We start from the raw sequence: 15,828 nt of genomic DNA on the forward strand, positions 1-15,828 counted from the left end.
GAATTTGTTTTCATTCATTTGATCCGGCATGCGGCTGACGTTATACGGGAAGAGTGGAAGCGGGAGCAGGACCGGAAAGATCTGGCTCGCAAACTGCTGATTTTATGTGGGGGGGTTATCCTGCTTCTCCTGATTGATTTCCTGGTGCTGAATGTAGGCCGGGAACACGCAGGAAGTGGCATCCTGCAATACAATGCAGTGCTTGGGGTCATCGTGTTCTCAGGACTCTTAGCGTTTTTTGCCCGAAGGAAGATTCTGGCTGCCTTCATGGGATGCTTATACATATATGATCATTATGTTTAATTACGCAGCTGACATTACCGGTAATGGTCTGGATGATTTCGGACTTGGCTTAAACAGCAGATTCATTTCATTCATGAATCTGATTGTTGTCGGTGCGGCACTTTTATTAGACCGAGCTGTTCCGCTGGAAGAGCCGACGATAGGATATTTTAGTGAATGGGCACTGCTGTACATTGATGGCCAGTACATACCCCTTTTACTGTATCTGCTCCATTTCGGGACAGATGTTTTTGAGACAGCGTGGAATTTGGACCGCTGCGTCCTGATCCTTGCCTGCAACGTAAGACTATTCCAATTAGCACCCGAACCACCGCTGACCAACCTGGTACATGCAAAATGTTGTATGGATTACAACTCGCATCCGTTAAAAAGCCGCTGTGCGGGAGGATTGTTGTATGTAGTACAAGAATTTTTTCGTTTTTCTCCTAAAAGGAGGGGAAATGATGCCTTTTATACAACAATCTTCGATTAAGGCCGATATCTCGAAGAAAATGTTGTATTTCATGCAGGATTTAGACTGCGAGATAATTGTACGGGTACCGCAGCCACCGCGTGCCACTACAGTCCTCACCCACCACCAAGGGGTGAGGACTGTTTGTATTAATCTGTTCAGGGGTGGCTTGGCGCTGGCGGAGTAACCGAGAGGAAGTTTGGAACTGGAGGAGCGTCAGCGACCGCCTTTAAAGCTGGATTTCAACTGCTGTATGGCAGTAGAATCAAGGAAATCCAACTTTAACAGCGGCCGGAAGTCCAAACATTCCCCGGAGTTACGATTAGCCCTCGCCCGCTGTTGCCCTCGCGTCCCGCGTCTGCCCTCGCGTCCCGCGTCTGCCCTCGCGTCAGGCGTCTGCCCTCGCGTCCTGCGTCTGCTCCAGCGCACCGCGCCACGAGCCCCAAAGATTTTAATAACCAGTCATCACCCCGCACCTCCCCACTTCATATGCTATTTCAGCAATACGGAGGGAGGAGGGCAAGGGATGGAATACAAAGGCTTTATTCTTCATCATTCCCGCTGTCCGTCCATTAACGGCAAGGGGTTTGACTTCTGGGTCGGGCTGGAAGGGGGGATCTACGCTGCGCCGCTGCTGACAGATCCCGAACATATTCATATCTGCCTGGAGGGCAACTACGGTGAAGCGGATGAGCTTCCCGGCTTACCGGAACGCCAGCAGCAGCTATTTGCGGCAGGTAAACTCATTTTGGAGCTGGCAGGGCGCTATCAAATTGCGCCATTACTCGTTGAACCGCATAGCAAAACTTGTCCGGGAGCATTTTTTCCATGGAATGATCTTGTGATTTATCCCTCTGATGGTTATCATTAACCTGAGGTGAGTAGTCGAAAATGGAAAGATTACAGAAAATTTTGGCGCAAGCAGGTGTTGCGTCCAGACGCAAATGTGAAGAAATGATTTTGGCCGGTAAAGTGGAAGTCAACGGGGAACTCGTAACTACGCTTGGCACGAAGGTGGACCCCGCAACAGATATTATTAAGGTCTCCGGTAGACTGATCCGGGGCGAGAACAAAATCTACATCATGTTCAACAAGCCCAAGGGCGTAATTACAAGCGCATCCGATGACAAGGGCCGCAAGGTGGTAACCGACTACCTGAAAGGCATTACAGAGCGCGTATACCCTGTAGGCCGTCTGGATTATGATACGGAGGGGCTGCTGCTGCTGACGAATGACGGTGAGTTTGCCAATCTGCTCACGCATCCGAAGCATCACGTGCCGAAGACGTATCTGGCGACGGTCAAGGGTGTGCCGCACGGCACGGCACTGGACAAGCTGAAGGCCGGAATTAAGCTGGAAGACGGCATGACGGCTCCGGCGGAGGTTGAATACAAGGACGTTGATGAAGCGAATAAAGAAACGGTCATCAGCATTACCATTCATGAAGGCCGCAACCGTCAGGTACGGCGGATGTTTGAGGCAATTGCCCATCCGGTGATCCGCCTGAAACGGATTTCGTTCGGAGATATTCTGCTCCAGAATCTCAAACGCGGTTCCTACCGTCATTTGACCAAGGATGAAATCAATCATCTGCAGCAAATAGCCAAGGCCGGGGCGCTAAGAGAGAATACGACACGCAAAGACACATAAAGTTCACAATTCCCCCTCCTAAAACTGTGACAATATTCGTTATAATGTTCATAGGATGTTCACACCTAACAACTAAAGTAATGAGTTGCGTCACAGAAGGGGGCACCCTCGTATGGGCAAAGCCAGAAAGCCAATACAAATCGTGATACTATTTCTAATCCTTCTGCTCGGGGGTTATGCAATCGGTTCCTCCGTGTTCGGAGGGGATGGCAAACCCACGGAAGGCGGGAGAGCGCCGGACTTTGAACTGCTTGGGCTGGACGGCGTGACCCATACGCTGGAGGAGTACAAAGGGAAGTCGGTTGTGCTTAACTTCTGGGGCTCCTGGTGCGCCCCTTGTGTGAAGGAGATGCCTGCCCTGCAGGCACAGTGGGAGAAGTGGAAAGACCAGGGCGTAGTGGTCGTAGGCGTTAATGTAGGCGAGGATCAGATGACAGTGGACAATTTCGTGAAGCTCGTGGATATTGATTTCCCGGTTGTGATGGATACGGGGCGTGATGCCGTCCGCAGTTACGGGGTTTCCCCGCTGCCTACCACCTTCTTCATTAATACGAAGGGCAAGGTAGACAGCATTCATATCGGCCAGCTGGATTTGAGCTCGCTTGACGAGCAAATCGGGAAGCTGGTGGGAGAATGAAGGAGCACATGCCGCTAATCAGCAATACCAAGTGTGAATGCGGTCACCAGAATCCTGTGGGCACTGTTCTCTGCGAAGCCTGCGGCAAGCCGCTGGATGAGAAGGAATGGAACTCTTCCGAGAATCTGGAGATGCGTTACGATGGGGTAGCCCGCCGTTCACAGCGTGTAGGTCCCGGAGTGATCGACAGGGTATGGAACTTTTTTTCCTCGGTCAAAATCGCCATCTATCTGATTGTGCTGACACTGCTGGGCGCTATGCTGGGTACCATTTTTCCGCAAGAGAGCACTTTTCTGAATATTGACGCTTCAACATATTATCAAGAAACGTACGGAACAGCCGGGAATATATATTATAGACTCGGCCTTTCGCATACCTATGAATCCTGGTGGTTTGTGACGCTGCTCGTAATGATCGGAGCTTCTCTGGTCATCTGCAGCCTTGACCGTGTGCTTCCGCTTTACAAGGCATTAACCCGGCAAAAGATCCGCAAGCACCGCCAGTTTCTGACCCGTCAGAAGCTGACGCTCGTAACGCAAGTGGAAGAGGAGCCGGAGGTGTGGGTGGCGCGCATCGTCCAGCCGCTCAGGAAGAAAGGTTACCGCGTCCGGACGGAGGGCGGCGCTTTATTGGCCGAGAAACACCGTTTCAGCCGCTGGGGACCTTATGTAATACATATCGGCCTGATTATTTTTTTGCTCGCCGTGCTGGCGAGAGGACTTCCGGGGCTGAATATGGACCAGCATCTAGCTTTTCCGCAAGGGGAGACCGTCAAAATACCGGACACCAGCCTCTATCTTAAGAATGAGAAGTTCACCGTAGAATTCTACACGGAAGAAGAGATGCCTGAGGAGTTCCGCGGAATCAAGGTGCTTCCCAAGCTCTACGAGACCCGGGCGGTTCTCTATGAATGTACTGCCGATTGCACGGACCCGTCTAAGGAGCCGCAGCTTACGGAAGTGGCCCGGCATGACATTCAGGTGAATTCACCGCTCAGCTACCAAGGATTGAAAGCGTATCAGTTTGATTATGACCTGACCCCTGTGCTGCGTTCTGTACAGCCCGGGCTGACGAATTCTTCCACAGGCGAGATTTACGGCAAGTTTGAACTGGATATGAAGAATCCGCAGCGCAGCTTCCAGGCAGGTCCGTATACGCTGGAGCTGAAAGAGAAATATATGGATTTCGGATTGAGCGATGAAGGCCAGCCGGTGTCCAAATCACCGTATCCGAATGCCCCTGCATTCCTCTTCCTTATTAAAGGGCCGGAGCTTCCGGCCGGGGGGCAGCAGTATTTCTATTTTCCGAAGCAGATTGACAAGGAGCAATTCCAGCAGTCAGCCATCAACGACAAGCTTGGCGGCAGCGGGCGGTTTCTGGAGCTTGAGGTCGGCAGCATGAGTGACGTTGACTTCTCAGAATCCACCACCTATCTCAATGTGCGGGTCGACCGGGCAATGCCATTTGTCTGGGTTGGTGCGGGTATTATCATGCTGGGGCTGATCCTCGGCTTCTACTGGCAGCATAGACGCATCTGGTTGACCGTCGACGGCGGGGAACTGGTGCTGGGAGGCCATACAAACAAGAACTGGTTCGGCTTCCGCCGTGAGATCGTTTCTATTCTCCAGAAGATAGACATGATAGTCGATGAAAAATCATTGGACAACGGAGGAGGCCTGGCATGAGCTTGCTCGATTTCAGCAGTGACGTCTTTATTGCCGCATTCTTTTTATACAGCGGAGCATTCATGTTGTTCACCATCGCCATTATGGGGCGCAGATGGTCCGGCAGGAAGCCGGAGGAGCATACCGCACGCTGGGGGAGAATTGCTTTTATCGCCTCCTCGCTCGGGCTGCTGTGCCATCTGGCATACTTCATTACACGCTGGATGGGATCGGGTCATATTCCGGTAAGTAACATGTATGAGTTCATGACTTTTTTATCGATGATGGTAATGGTTGCATTTACGGTGATCTTCGCGATTTACCGCAAAATTATTCTCGGTGTCTTCGCGGTTCCGATCTCGATTATTGTGATGGCGTATGCAGCGGTATTTCCGCAGGAAGTACAGCCGCTGATCCCCTCGCTGAAATCCATCTACCTGAACATTCATGTTACGCTGGCAGCACTGGGGGAATCGTTCTTCGCTGTAGGCTTTGCCGCCGGGCTGATGTATCTCCTGCGGACGGTCGATTTCAGCAGCAAGGAACGCAGTGACCGCAAGCAGCAGAGACTTGTCGAATTTACTCTGTTCTCAATCATTGTTATAATTGGTTTTCTTGGATCTGTATTTGCCTTCCGCGGTGCCGGCTATGAATCTGTTTTTGTCCGCACTAACGTTACGATTGACAGCCCCGGGCAGGGAGATAGTACAATAGAGAAAGTGAGTTATAAAATGCCGCCGATTGTGGCACCTTACCATAGCGAAATTGAGAGCTTCCAGTCGTTTCTTGGCATAAAAGAACCGCTCTTCGAAGCTCCATCCTGGATGAATGGTGTCAATGCCGGGCGCAAGTTCAATACCGTTATCTGGTCACTGCTGTCCGGGCTGATTCTATATGGAATTCTCCGCCTGGCTGTCCGCAAACCGCTGGGTAAGGCGATTCATCCGGTACTCGACGGAATTGATGAGAATGACCTTGATGAAATAACGTACAGGGCGATCGCCATCGGTTTCCCGATCTTTACACTGGGGGCTTTGATTTTTGCAATGATATGGGCTCAAGTGGCCTGGGGCAGGTTCTGGGGATGGGACCCTAAGGAAGTGTGGGCACTCGTCACCTGGTTGTTCTACAGTGCTTATCTCCATTTGCGGCTGGCCCGCGGATGGCAGGGACGCAAGTCCGCTTGGCTCGCTGTACTCGGCTTTCTGATCGTAATGTTTACCCTGGTTGGCGTTAATCTTGTGATCGCCGGACTTCACTCTTATGCGGGGACAGACTGAGTAGACTATATTCTCTGGCACGCACAAGATTTTAGGGTAACGTTCTACTGTATTTGATGAAGGGGTTGTTGTGTAAATGGCAGAGCACTTGAATAGAATTCTGGTGGTGGATGACGAAGAACGCATCCGCCGCCTGCTCAAAATGTATCTTGAAAAAGAAGGTTATGAAATTGACGAGGCAGAAGATGGGGAAATTGCTCTGCGCAAAGCTACAGCCAATGACTACGGTCTGATATTGCTGGATGTTATGCTGCCGGGCATCGACGGGATTGAAGTGCTGACCAGACTCAGAGGAGTCAAATCTACACCGGTCCTGATGCTTACTGCCAAGGGTGAAGAGATTAACCGGGTTCAAGGGTTTGAAATGGGCGCAGATGACTATGTCGTTAAGCCGTTTAGCCCGCGTGAAGTGATTTACCGGGTGAAGGCGATAATGCGCCGTTCTTCCGCAACTGCTTTTTTGTCCAAAGAGAGCAATTCAAGCAACAATATCGTGTTTCCGTTTCTTATTATTGAGCATGATGCACACCGCGTAACCGCCGGCGGCCAGGAGGTAAGTCTGACCCCTAAGGAATATGAGCTGCTGCATTATTTGGCGATCTCACCGGATAAGGTGTTCTCTCGTGAGGAACTGCTCAAGGATGTGTGGAATTACGAGTTCTTCGGAGATCTGCGTACCGTGGATACCCATGTCAAGCGTCTTCGCGAGAAACTGAATAAGGTGTCCCCGGAATCGGCGGCTATGATCACTACCGTATGGGGAGTCGGCTATAAGCTTGAGGTGCCTAAATAAGTGAACTTCTGGAGAAGTCTTGTCGGTAAGCTGTGGATCACGATCATCTGTCTGGTTGCTGTCGTGCTCATTACGCTGGGGCTGTTTCTGTTACCCTATATCGACAGTAATTTCGCCAATTCCGGGGCGATCAAGCGTTTATTTATGTATACCTGTATGATCGGGTTTTCCTTAACGACATTCTTTGCCTTATTCCTGTTTACGAAGATTACCCAGCCGATGCAGCAGGTGATTGAGGCGGCCAATGATATCCGCCGCGGCGAATACGGGACGAGACTGACGCTGGTTACCAGCGATGAGATCGGCCAATTGGCGACATCCTTCAATCACATGGCAGAAGAGCTGGAAGAGAATATACGCAGTCTGAATAATGAGAAAGGGCATTTGTCCAGCGTCCTGCGCAGTATGAGTGATGCCGTGATCACCTTCGATATTGAGGGGCAGATTATCCTCACCAATCCGCATGGTCAGACGCTGCTGGAAACCTGGAGTGACCTTACCTGGGATCAGGAAGAGGATGGCGGGCTGTATCCGCAGGCTGGACCTGCCCGTGATGTGCCTCCGCCGCTGCGGCCGCTGTTCTTCAGTACGCTCAGCGTAGGAGGCGATCAACGCTCCAATATCCATGTCCGGCAGGGTGTATGGTCTGTGCATATGGCACCCTTATACTCCGAGGATAATCTCCGCGGTGCGGTGGCGGTGCTGCGCGATGTGACGGAGGAAGTGCGGCTGGAGAAAATGCGCCGCGATTTCGTCGCCAATGTCTCGCATGAGATCCGTACACCACTCTCGATGATGCAAGGCTACAGCGAGGCGCTGCTGGATGGAATGGCCTCCTCCCCGGAGGAGAGCAGCGAGCTGGTCCAGGTAATCCACGATGAATCGCTCCGTATGGGCCGGCTGGTGAAGGATCTGCTCGATCTGGCCCGCATGGAAGCGGGGCATACGGATATGCTGAAGGCGCAAGTGGATGCTGGAGAACTGCTGGAACGGGTGTACCGCAAGTTCTCGGTCAGAGCCAAGGAGCGGGATATCATTCTTGAGCTGAAGAAACCCGATACCGAATTGCTCCTTAAGGCTGCCGATGAAGACAAGCTGGAGCAGGTGCTCACCAATCTGCTCGACAATGCCTTCCGCCACACTCCGGCCGATAAACGGATATCCATTCGCGCGGATTCCACCGCGCTGGAAGGCCGGAGGGTTCTGGAGATTGAGATCCGGGACCAAGGGGTAGGCATTACGCCTGAGGATCTACCGTATATCTTCGAGCGCTTTTACAAAGCCGACAAAGCACGCGTAAGGGGAGAATCGGGAGGAACCGGTCTGGGACTAGCGATTGTGAAGAACATCGTCGAGTCGCATCATGGGAGTATCCACGCCTCCAGCAAGCTTGGAGAAGGCACCGCTTTTACCCTGCGGCTTCCTGTCGAAAAACAGTAAATCCGGACAATGCATGACAGCGCCTCTGACAGCAGAGGTGCTTTTTGTTGAAACCACCACATTAATCTTGTTCAACGTGGAACATATCATAGAAGCTGAGGCTTGCAGGAGGCTGTGCATAATGATCTTATCCTTGGACCAAGGTACCACCAGTTCACGCGCGATCCTCTTTGATGAGGAGGCGGGAATGATCGCGCAAGGGCAATATGAGATTAGACAATCCTTTCCCCGGCCGGGCTGGGTAGAGCATGATCCGGAGCAAATCTGGGAGAGTCAGCTTGCCGCGGCCAGAGACGCTATCGCGGCAAGCTCCGCCCCTGCTGATAGTATTACGGCCATCGGCATTACCAATCAGCGTGAGACTGCACTGATCTGGGACAAGGCTACCGGAACGCCGGTCTATCCGGCGATCGTCTGGCAGGACCGCCGGACTGCTGAGCAGTGTGAGGCGCTTAAGGCGCAGGGAATGGCCGGAGAGATCGCTGAGAAGACAGGTCTTGTCATCGATGCGTATTTCTCGGCAACGAAGCTGGCCTGGATTCTGGACCATGTGCCGGGGGCCAGAGAGCGGGCGGACCGGGGGGAGCTGCTGGCCGGAACCATTGACAGCTGGCTGATCTGGAAGCTTACAGGAGGCGCTGTGCATGCTACGGATGTTACCAATGCTTCACGTACCATGCTCTACAATCTGCATGTGCGCAAATGGGATGACGGCCTGATTGAGGCGCTGCGCATTCCGCCCTCTATTCTGCCTGAAGTAAGGATGTCAGGCGGGGACTTCGGGGCTGCAGACAAGCAGTGGTTCGGTGCAGATATCCCCATCCGTTCTGTGCTTGGGGACCAGCAGGCGGCATTGTTCGGTCATACCTGCCTGGAGGCAGGCAGCGCCAAGAACACCTACGGCACCGGCTGTTTCATTCTGATGAACACAGGCACTGAGGCAGTGACTTCGAGTCATGGCCTGTTAACCACGGTAGCTTGGGGCATGGGAGACGAACTCTATTATGCCCTTGAGGGCAGTGTGTTTGTGGCTGGAGCAGCGGTACAATGGCTGCAGGAGGGACTTGGGCTGATTGTAGCTCCGGCCGACTCGGAAGAGAAGGCGAGTGAGGTGGAGGACAGTGAGGGGGTTGTGGTCGTGCCGGCCTTTACCGGCCTTGGTGCACCTTACTGGGATATGTATGCCAGGGGCGCCGTGTTTGGACTGACCCGGGGAACGACTGCCGCACATCTGGTCCGCGCAACGCTGGAGTCGCTGGCCTTTCAATCCCGCGATGTCATCGGGGCGATGGAAAAAGACGCTGGCATGCCGCTCAGCGGCCTGAGAGTGGATGGAGGCGCCGTGCGCAATAATCTGCTGATGCAGTTCCAGGCGGACATTCTTGGGAGCGACGTAACCCGTACAACGTATGCGGAGACCACAGCGCTCGGCGCTGCGCTGCTGGCAGGACTCACCTCCGGCATATGGACCCGGGAGCAGCTGGAGAGCTTCAATAAGGCCGAGAAGGTATTCTCACCGCAGATGGAGACGGAAGAGCGTGAACGCCGTTACAATGCCTGGCAGGACGCGGTGTCCCGGACTATGGGCTGGGAGAAGCATGAAGGGCAGAGGTAACAAGAATAGCTGCTGATAGATATGGCAGACTGCGCTTACCGGATGAATCAGATAGACTCACCTCAGGCAGGATGAACGCTGCAGGTTCTGCCTGGGGAGATTCGGGCCCAGATGTATACATAAAGAAACAGCCCGCTGGCAGGAATTCTGCTGCGGGCTGTTTGGATATCAACAAGAAACTATAAGTTCAACAGCTAAGATTAATACTCCATTACAAAAGCGACATTCTGCCATCCGGCGCCTACTGTCCAGAACAGGACCTTGTCTCCGCGTTCCAGCTGTCCGGTAGTCACTGCTTTGTGCAGGGCGATAAACGGGCTGCTGGTGGAGGTGTAGCCGAATTCATCCCCGATGTAGACGGCTGCATCAGCGTCAATTCCGGTTTTGCCGGAAACGGCCTTGATGTTCGGAAGTGACAATTGGGAGAAGCAGGCGGCCTTGATGGATTCAGGTGCGATTCCGTTATTGCTGAGCAGGGTGTTAATTGATTCTGAAGCAGCATCCACACAGATGGAATCATCGAACGGGATGAACTTCACATTGAATTCTCCAGCAGCCACACCCGTACGTCCGAGATTGGCTAAACCTTCCGCCGGGAACAGCGAGTTGCCGTAGACGCAGGTATCGGTCTGATAGATCGAATCAATGAAGCCTACCGAATTCTCGTCACGCTCCAGAATGAGCGCGGCAGCTGCATCGCCGAAGTTGGCGTAATATACCGGGTCATTCTTGTCCGCATGCGGGGCAACGTAGTCAGAACCGATGACAAGTGCACGGCGGATTCTCGGGTTCGCCATCATTTGACGGCTGACCTGTTCAACCGAAGCGGTCATTCCTGCACAGTTGGCATTACTGTCGATACAGATCGTATGCGATGCACCATTAATCAGGCGGTGAATCATCAATGAGTTCGTTGGGAAAATATATTCAGGAGTCTGGCTTGCATAAGCGATCAGGTCAATGTCTGCGCCGGTCAGGCCGGTCTTGTCCAGTACATTGCTTGCGGCTTCAAAAGCCATCGTCAGGGAGTTCTCATCCTTGCTGTCGATACTGTAGCGGTTTTCACGGCCAAGAGCAGCCAGCAGGCCACGGATATCAATTCCCTTCTCGTCGAAGTGCTGAATGAAGAAGTCATTGCCGATGCTTTTGCTTGGATGATAGATATCAATGTCCTTAATGCGAATCCCTGCCATAGTAAACCTCCTAAAAGTTTGGGTAGCCCGTAAGCATACACTTAGTTTCGTGAGCGAATCTTGCGTTTCAAACCGCTAACAATGGTTTAAAAATAAGTTAACCTAAGCTTGTACCGTAGACGTGATTTCCAGGTTTTCGAGTCCAGCTTTGCGGCCCAGACGCGCCAGCTGCATTTTGAGAATAGGGTTATTCTCAAGGGTAAGGCTCACTTTTTGGAAGCCGTCTGCCTTGAACATAATGAAGCAGCCTTCGAGCAACGGCACAACATCAGGAGCGGTTACATTCAGCTTGCGGCAATCGATATCCAGTGCATATTCGGACGGGTTGATCGGATTGATGGTCTGCTGATAGGCTTGTATCGATTTAAGACCGTCCTCGTTCGAGAAGGTTCCTTCCAACTCGATGTTAATTACTTTCTTCGCAGTGTCCGTCTTCAAAATAAATTGTCCCATGTTCATCTCTCCCGTAATTTTAATTGCATGACTATTCAGAGTGACCTGATGATTCATCATGTTGATATCCCGAAAAACTACGTTCCTGCGACTATATTCGACAAAGTGAACTTGGTTTTGGGATATTTTGCCTTCATTATAACCAGAACTTTCTTTAATACGCAATACAAAAGTCGAATGATGTAATATTATGTTGTTAATTAACGAATATCTTCCAGCGTCTCCAGCAGAACATTGAACGCCGAGATCACTCTGGGTGCGCCGATACAAGGTGTCAGATGAAGCAGGATACCTTTGATTTGATCAACGGTCATCCCCACGCGGAGAGCCATTACATAGTGAACACCCAACTGTTCAAATTGTCCCATGGTGATCAAAGAAGAGATGACAGCAATTTCTTTCCAGTCTGAACCGATGGTCGTCCGCTGAAAAATATCACCGTATGCATTCCCCATGATATACTCGGCTAATTCGGGAAAATGCTCTTTAATAGGAGCTAGGGCTTTGGCACCATAGTCCCCGGAAAGATTGGTGAAATGGTCCAGTCCGCTGTCTACGTTCATATTCACTTGTTTGCCTCCTGATAGTAAGTTAGAGAATCTGTAAGATACAGCCTAGTTGAGATCCAGTGTACGGTGGGCCGTAGGAGGCATTTCGTCACGGTCGGTCAACAGCTCAATAACGGCTACGCGGTTAAGTTCAACTGCTTGGCTGATTGCAAAGGCAAACTCCTCTTGCGTCTCTGCGCGGAAGCCGGTGGCTCCCAGGGACTCAGCAAACTTCACTGCATCCATAGGGACTTCAAAGATGGTTCCATCGATACGTCCGGTTGTTTTTTCCATTCCTTTAAGGGCCATATCCAGCTGCATATTGTTCACAACGATGAAAATAACCGGAATATTCTTGCAAACCGCTGTGTTAATTTCAGTTCCGAGCATCATGAAACAGCCGTCACCGGTAATGCAGAAGACCGTCTCTTCCGGCGCAGCCGCCTTGGCACCGATGGCCATGCCGATTGAATTCCCCATGCAGGCGAAATAGGCATCAAATACAAAGCTCCCCGGTTTCTTCACGTTGAACCATTTGACCGCATTGAAGCCGTGGCTGCCGTCATCAACAAACACGCTGCTGTTATATGGAATCAAATCGCTCATCGTGCTCATTACCGAAGCCAGCGAGAGCTTGGACAGCACAGGCAGCTCTTCAGTATAGTGATTGGAGATCTCTATTTCACGTCTGGTTATGGTGGACGGATCAATCTTGCCGAGGTACAGCTCCAGGTTGTCACGTAAATCGCCGCCGACGGAGATGGTATCGGAAGTCAGTATTTTACCGACAAAGGTTGGATCGACATCAAACTGGATCAGCTGATCCGGATGATTCTCCCTCTTAAGATTGCATATGGTCATATCGCTCAGACGCGAACCAAGCACGATAAACAGATCACTGTTGTTCAACATCTCATCCCCATGCGTACATCCGCCAACGCCCACAGGACCGTGATAGAGCGGGTGATCCGCAGCAATGGCTCCTTTACCGCCGGGGGAGGTTACTACCGGTATGTTGAAGGTCTCGGCCAACTGTACCAGTTCCTTGTGCGCACCGGAGCGGTTAACCCCTTTACCGGCAATGATCAGAGGCCTGCTGGAAGCATTGATCGCTGAAATGACCCGTTCGTAGTTGGCGTAGCTGACGAGCCTTTCCCGCTGCGGAAGGACAATCCGGCATTCTTCAAGGCGCTCGGTCTGAACATCAAACGGAATACATAAATGAACAGGTCCTTTCTTGTCACCAAGGGCGATAGACAGGGCATGATTGAAAATCGTACTGAAATGGTCGCCGCGTTCTACCAGCTTACTGAAAAGAGTGGCCGGTCTGAACATGTCCGCCAAATCGGCGAGATAGGATGTGGAATCCTGACACTGGGGAATCCCCAGCTCTTTAATAGACTGATGACCGGTAATGAAGAGCACCGGGAGATTGTTGGCTTTGGCGTGTGCTGCTGCGGTTAGCAGGTTCGTTCCGCCTGGACCGGAGGTGCCGAAGGCAACCCCGAGACTGCCTGTTTTCAGTGCATAGCCGCCTGCTGCGAAGCCGGAGCTGGACTCATGCCGGCCGGGAATAAACTCAATGCCATAGTCAACAAGTTTGAGAGCTATAGGACAAATGGACTTGCCAATAATACCAAAAGAATGTGTTACCCCAAGATCGCGTAATGCTTCCGCCATATAATCTGCAACTGTCTTCAGAACATCCACCCCACAAGTTGTTTTTTGATTGTATGCTAGCAATAGAAAACCTGTACTCGAAATAGGAGCACAGGCCTGTTGCACGAATCACCATAACTGAACGCGGATTCCCGGACGTTCATAGTTTTTCAGCAACCTGGCTGTCATGATCTCACCGGATAAGTGAGACTGTAGATCCATGGCTTTGCGTCATTCCCTTTCGGTGAATTTTGCCTCATATGTTGTTATCAATACAGCGAAGGATAATTTTCCTTTACAATATATTCCTCGCTCGCCTTTTGTCAATAAGCCGTTTGCAGCAAAACGCGAAATTTGGCGAATATTCAGATGTAATAGGAGATGAAATATTAGATATTCAAACTTTTGAAAATGGATGCGTCTGGAAGACCAAAGTCTTATAATGCAAATGCAGAAAAAGAGCAGAATTTAATCTGCATAAGCCATAAGCCTCATAACATCGTAGGAACCTCCTGAAACTATGCAGATGTATTAGAATTATAGGCTGGGAGAACCTAGAAATAGGTCTTAAGAAATAGGTGATTAAAATTTGAAATAATGTTAGTTTATTAGTAATAAAGAATTAGCAGTAAAGAAGTGCAAAGGCGTTATTTTAGGGTTATGCACTATTTTAACACTTTGTGAATATTACATTACAATCTGCTTTTTCCATGCCAAAAAGAGACCCTTCCCGCATACTGCTCTGCGGAAATGGTCTCTTGGGGCTGCTGCTAGAATTTGAAAATATGGATTGTTTTTTGCAGCTGGAAGACAGATTGTGTCATCTTCTCGGTCTCTTCTGCTACGGACTGCAGGGCATGAATTTGTTCGTTCATCGCCGCAGATACCTCCTCGGTACCTGCTGCCGTCTCCTGGGTAATGGCCGAGATATTCTCGATCGCCCCGGAGATCTTGAGCGCACTCTCCAGCATCAGATCACTCTCTGCGGAGAAGGAGGAGATCTGCTCGGTTATGTATTGCACGCTATGTACGATCTGCGCGAAAATATGTGCTGTCTCCGTTATCATCTCGTTCTGCACCTGAACAACCTCTTCATTAATAGCGATGTTATCGATAGCCTGCTTGATATCGGCCTCGATGCTGCGTACCAGCCCGAACACTTCCTTGGTGGAGGCGGTTGATTCTTCGGCAAGCTTGCGGACCTCCTGTGCTACAACTGCGAAACCGCGTCCGTGCTCACCTGCACGTGCAGCTTCAATTGAGGCGTTAAGCGACAAAAGATTGGTTTGTTCGGCAATTTCCGTGATGGTCTTGGTGATCATGGTAATGCCGCGGGCATTCTGTGAGAGCGCTTCGATCGTATCTGCTACTTTTTGTGTAGCCTGGATATTCTTCCGCATGCCTTCGGCTTGAGTGTCCACGGACTGGCGTCCCTTTTCAACCAGCTCCAGTGTATGTGCGGAGCGTTTATTCATTTCCTTGGTAGAGTTTGTATAATTGGAGACTTTGGTTTCGATATCTTTGATCGATTCCGTCATATCGGCAATATCCACCGAGATTTCATTCGCACCCAGGGCAAGTTCGTTGGAAGAGGAGGCTACCTGTGCCATTACAATCTTCAGGTTCTGGTTCTTGTCCTCAATACCCCGGCTGGCATCCATAACCTGGCGGGTAAGCTGCGAAGCGTCGGTTAGGATCTTCTTCAATTTATCGATCATAGTGTTGAAGGAGCGGCTGATGTCGCCCATTGATCCGTTCTCGTCTGCACGGCTGGTGAAGTCGCCTTTGGCGATTGTATGCGTCACATTGGAGATATCCTCAAATGAAGATGTAAGCGTTCTCTCAATGAAGCGCGCAAGCGGGTAGGTCAGTGCAGCCAATACCGCAATCAGAATAATACCGATAATCACCTTTCCCATTGCAATGAGCGTAATTAACACAGGGACAGCGAATAAAGCGGCAACCAGGTAACATCCGGCAACGATTCTTTGTTTTAAAGGCAGCTTGTTCATCCAGTCCATAGACTATAGTTCCCCCTAGAAATAAATATTGTGCATTGTAATATTATAGGGGATTAAAGCGTAATCGGTCTATTGTAAGAACTGACATAAAACTTCTTCCCGGGCTGCTCCAAAAGAGTAC

The 15,828-nt window shown here is 50.9% G+C and carries 15 protein-coding genes and 1 riboswitch; of the genes, 10 read left to right on the forward strand and 5 right to left on the reverse strand.

The features are described from left to right. Positions 1-18: 18 nt before the first annotated feature. The 10 genes from NYE33_RS17375 (at position 19) to glpK (ending at position 9,833) form a co-directional block, all read left to right on the forward strand. Positions 19-303 carry a hypothetical protein gene (locus NYE33_RS17375; RefSeq protein WP_341066782.1) on the forward strand — a complete coding sequence of 95 codons (285 nt, stop codon included), beginning with the start codon at positions 19-21 and terminating at the stop codon, positions 301-303. Then, complete coding sequence (locus tag NYE33_RS17380; RefSeq protein WP_341066783.1) at positions 296-775, forward strand: hypothetical protein; 480 nt, start codon at positions 296-298, stop codon at positions 773-775. Before NYE33_RS17375 ends, NYE33_RS17380 begins: the two co-directional genes overlap by 8 nt. A gap of 505 nt (positions 776-1,280) precedes the next feature. Then, positions 1,281-1,625 (forward strand): N-acetylmuramoyl-L-alanine amidase, encoded by a 345-nt coding sequence (locus NYE33_RS17385; RefSeq protein ID WP_039301711.1) that lies wholly within the window; start codon positions 1,281-1,283, stop codon positions 1,623-1,625. 20 nt (positions 1,626-1,645) lie between these two features. Then, complete coding sequence (locus NYE33_RS17390; RefSeq protein WP_039301714.1) at positions 1,646-2,404, forward strand: pseudouridine synthase; 759 nt, start codon at positions 1,646-1,648, stop codon at positions 2,402-2,404. Positions 2,405-2,516: 112 nt separating this feature from the next. Next, complete coding sequence (gene resA / locus NYE33_RS17395; RefSeq protein WP_042138648.1) at positions 2,517-3,041, forward strand: thiol-disulfide oxidoreductase ResA; 525 nt, start codon at positions 2,517-2,519, stop codon at positions 3,039-3,041. Continuing rightward, positions 3,038-4,726, forward strand: coding sequence for a cytochrome c biogenesis protein ResB (gene resB, locus NYE33_RS17400; protein WP_341066785.1), 1,689 nt, complete (start codon positions 3,038-3,040; stop codon positions 4,724-4,726). Before resA ends, resB begins: the two co-directional genes overlap by 4 nt. Continuing rightward, positions 4,723-5,985 (forward strand): cytochrome c biogenesis protein CcsA, encoded by a 1,263-nt coding sequence (ccsA, locus tag NYE33_RS17405; protein ID WP_042138646.1) that lies wholly within the window; start codon positions 4,723-4,725, stop codon positions 5,983-5,985. Before resB ends, ccsA begins: the two co-directional genes overlap by 4 nt. Before the next feature lie 76 nt (positions 5,986-6,061). Next, entirely contained in the window at positions 6,062-6,778 is a 717-nt protein-coding gene (locus tag NYE33_RS17410; protein WP_039301726.1) for a response regulator transcription factor, read from the forward strand. After that, the gene (locus tag NYE33_RS17415; RefSeq protein WP_042138645.1) at positions 6,779-8,218 is read left to right on the forward strand and encodes a HAMP domain-containing sensor histidine kinase; all 1,440 of its coding nucleotides are present in this window, start codon (positions 6,779-6,781) and stop codon (positions 8,216-8,218) included. A gap of 121 nt (positions 8,219-8,339) precedes the next feature. Continuing rightward, positions 8,340-9,833 carry a glycerol kinase GlpK gene (glpK, locus tag NYE33_RS17420; protein ID WP_341066787.1) on the forward strand — a complete coding sequence of 498 codons (1,494 nt, stop codon included), beginning with the start codon at positions 8,340-8,342 and terminating at the stop codon, positions 9,831-9,833. 200 nt (positions 9,834-10,033) lie between these two features. Here glpK and NYE33_RS17425 read toward each other — a convergent pair whose 3' ends face one another. The 5 genes from NYE33_RS17425 to NYE33_RS17445 all read right to left on the reverse strand — a co-directional run bounded on the left by NYE33_RS17425 (position 10,034) and on the right by NYE33_RS17445 (position 15,707). After that, positions 10,034-11,026, reverse strand: a complete 993-nt coding sequence (locus NYE33_RS17425) for a 3-oxoacyl-[acyl-carrier-protein] synthase III C-terminal domain-containing protein (protein WP_042138643.1) — start codon at positions 11,024-11,026, stop codon at positions 10,034-10,036. 102 nt (positions 11,027-11,128) lie between these two features. Then, positions 11,129-11,479, reverse strand: a complete 351-nt coding sequence (locus tag NYE33_RS17430; protein ID WP_042215586.1) for a hypothetical protein — start codon at positions 11,477-11,479, stop codon at positions 11,129-11,131. A 200-nt stretch (positions 11,480-11,679) separates the two neighbouring features. Beyond that, a complete protein-coding gene (locus NYE33_RS17435) occupies positions 11,680-12,042 on the reverse strand; it encodes a carboxymuconolactone decarboxylase family protein (protein ID WP_042141354.1) in 363 nt (120 codons plus the stop codon). A 51-nt stretch (positions 12,043-12,093) separates the two neighbouring features. After that, on the reverse strand, positions 12,094-13,737 hold the full coding sequence (locus tag NYE33_RS17440) for a thiamine pyrophosphate-binding protein (RefSeq protein ID WP_052421950.1): 1,644 nt from the start codon (positions 13,735-13,737) through the stop codon (positions 12,094-12,096). A 118-nt stretch (positions 13,738-13,855) separates the two neighbouring features. Beyond that, a riboswitch (cyclic di-GMP riboswitch) is annotated at positions 13,856-13,952 on the reverse strand. A 504-nt stretch (positions 13,953-14,456) separates the two neighbouring features. Next, entirely contained in the window at positions 14,457-15,707 is a 1,251-nt protein-coding gene (locus NYE33_RS17445) for a methyl-accepting chemotaxis protein (RefSeq protein ID WP_042138642.1), read from the reverse strand. Positions 15,708-15,828: the final 121 nt, after the last annotated feature.

It is taken from the genome of Paenibacillus sp. FSL R10-2199, from assembly GCF_038000235.1.
In the GTDB taxonomy this organism is placed as follows: domain Bacteria; phylum Bacillota; class Bacilli; order Paenibacillales; family Paenibacillaceae; genus Paenibacillus_AQ; species Paenibacillus_AQ phytohabitans.